Below are 2,120 nucleotides of genomic sequence, written 5' to 3'. Positions count from 1 at the left end.
GGCAGAAGTTGACCTATGTCAATGGCAACGCCGTCGCCACTTCATCAGCCTACTCGCCGACGATGGACCGCAATGGTGTGATCGGTTACACGCACATCATTACGCCGACATTTATCAACGATCTGCGTGTTGGCTTCAATACGCTGACCAGCGATGTAAACAACCAATTCGCGCAGAGCGGACAGAAGAGCGCCGGTACGGCGCTTGGAATCCCTGGCTTCACGGCTGACGTCGATAACAATAACCCCGGTATTCCTACCGTCACGGTGACCGGCTATGCCGGCCTCGGTTCTTCCGGTTCCAACTGGAAGCAGGATGACCGTACCGTACATGCCTATGACCAGATCAGCTGGACCAAGGGTAGGCACACCATCATGGCCGGCGCCGATATCCGTCGCATGACGATCGGCCGTGCGGCGCAGAACGATCCTCGCGGCAACTTCACGTTCAGCGGCCGTTACAGCACGCAGTGTGTGGCGACAACAGATCCGACGAAACCGTGCGCGAACGCAGTTTCGGGCAATGGTCTAGCTGACATGGTGTTAGGCTACGCGGCGAGCATCGTTACACCCACGTTCCAGCTGAAGGGTTCGGTCGGTAGCTGGCGCAACGGCTACTTCGTTCAGGACAACTGGCAGGTCACCCCGAAGCTGACATTGCTCTACGGTATGCGTTACGAGCAGCCAACCATCCCCTACTCGCTGAATGGTTATGCCCGTATCCTGAACTCCACCTATACCGCGTTGATTCCATCCAGCACTGCAACCACTGGTACGGCCTTTACGCCGACGCCCGGCTTCCAGTTCACCAGCGCCAACAACAACCTATGGGCTCCGCGCCTTGGCTTTGCCTATCGCGCGAACGACAAGATTGTGGTGCGTGGTGGCGGCGGTATCTACTACAATCCGAATCACTTGAATGCGTTTACGCTGGCCAGCGGTAACTATCCTTTGGCGAACAGCACCACCTATACCGCGAATACCTACTTCTCGACCAATACCTTCACAAATCCCAGCGGTGGATCAGCCGGTGCAGGTGGCTGTAACCCCAATGTTGCGGGAACCTTCTGCAACGCGTTTACAGACGCCGCCAGCCTGCCGACGCCTCGTATGTACCAGTGGAATCTTGATTCTGGTGTCGAACTCTGGAAGGACGCAGCCTTCGAACTGCAGTATCTTGGCTCTCGTTCGATTCACCTGGACTACTCGTGGCAGCCGAATACGCCGACTCCTGGGGCAGGCACGATCAACTCGCGCCGTCCGTACCAGGTCTTCGGTGCTATCCGCCAGATCACCAATGGCGGATGGTCGACTTACAACGGCCTTACGTCGATCTTCCGTCAGCGTCTGAATCACGGGCTAACGGCGAATCTGTCGTATACCTGGGCTCACAATCTGGATACCTCCAACGATGCGAACGGTGGCGGTTATCTGATGAACCCGTACAACATCAAGGGTGACTACGGCAATTCGAACTGGGACATCCGTCACCGCTTCGTCGGCACGGTGCTGTATCAGTTCCCGAACTTCGCCGGCCACAGCTATGCGGTTCGTACGGCTCTTGGCGGATGGCAGGCAAACGCTATTGTTACCCTGCAGACCGGCATGCCGTTCAACGTTGGTCTGTCGTCTGACGTTGCGAACACCGGCACCAACGGTATTCAGCGTCCGAATTTTGTGAAGCGTGTAGCGAACACTTGCTCTGGTGACTTCGTGGTCAAGAACGGTACCAGTGCAAGCTGCCTCGATGCCACTGCGTACGCCACTCCGGYGTCCTTCACGTACGGCAATCTGCACCGCAACGATTCGAAGGGAGCTGGACGCGAGCTTGTGAACTTCTCGATGTTCAAGAACTTCCAGGTCTATGAGCGTCTGCAATTCCAGTTCCGTGCAGAAGCCTTCAACGTGTTAAACCACGCAAACCCCAGCAATCCGAATAGCTCGGGCAACCCTCAGCTTGGTACTGCGAGCTTCGGAACCATCACCAGCACCCAAACCGATCCGCGTGTGCTGCAACTGGTGGGCAAGATCAACTTCTAAATGTTGGAACTCCCTCTTCGAGGCCGCTGGTGCAAGCCCAGCGGCCTCATTTTTTCGTTTAGTGTTGTCGAACAGGAGTAA

Annotated in this window: 1 pseudogene; it reads left to right on the top strand. The window is 56.4% G+C overall.

The window, feature by feature from the left end:
- A pseudogene (locus AB4043_RS23385) lies at positions 1–2,039 on the top strand (hypothetical protein); the annotation flags it as partial.
- Between the last annotated feature and the right edge of the window lie 81 nt (positions 2,040–2,120).

The organism is Terriglobus sp. YAF25, assembly GCF_052113305.1.
GTDB lineage: Bacteria > Acidobacteriota > Terriglobia > Terriglobales > Acidobacteriaceae > Terriglobus.
Note: the sequence above shows the minus strand (reverse complement) of the source record. Positions and strands in the feature narration are given on the sequence as shown.